At 50.7% G+C, this 351-nt stretch carries 1 tRNA gene and 1 rRNA gene; both read right to left on the bottom strand.

The features are described 5' to 3' along the window. Window positions 1–4: 4 nt before the first annotated feature. Window positions 5–80 (bottom strand) — tRNA-Asn (locus CPT76_RS36180). Window positions 81–89: 9 nt separating this feature from the next. Further along, a 5S ribosomal RNA gene (gene rrf / locus CPT76_RS36175) occupies window positions 90–206 on the bottom strand. Between the last annotated feature and the right edge of the window lie 145 nt (window positions 207–351).

Genomic DNA, 351 nt, shown 5'->3' with positions numbered 1-351 from the left:
CAAGTGGCTCCCCGAACAGGACTCGAACCTGTGACAACTCGATTAACAGTCGAGTGCTCTACCAACTGAGCTATCAGGGAATATGTATCGCTTGGCAACGTCCTACTCTCCCAGGACCCTTCGGTCCAAGTACCATCGGCGCTGGAGGGCTTAACGGTCGTGTTCGGGATGGGTACGCGTGGAACCCCTCCGCTATCGCCACCAAACGGAGCATTGGTTAATAACCAAATGCATAATTCAGGTTTCAGCATCGCCAAATGCTGAAAGTCATACACGCTTCTCTCACCCGCTTGGAGTGAAATCAGCAATTTTGACTCCCTGAAAACTAGATACGAAACGAATCTGCGCTTT

The sequence above is a fragment of the Paenibacillus sp. AR247 genome (genome assembly GCF_002968895.1).
Classification (GTDB): Bacteria; Bacillota; Bacilli; order Paenibacillales; family Paenibacillaceae; genus Paenibacillus_AQ; species Paenibacillus_AQ favisporus.
The sequence above is the reverse complement of the archived record's forward strand: the minus strand, read 5'-3'. Positions and strand labels throughout refer to the sequence as shown.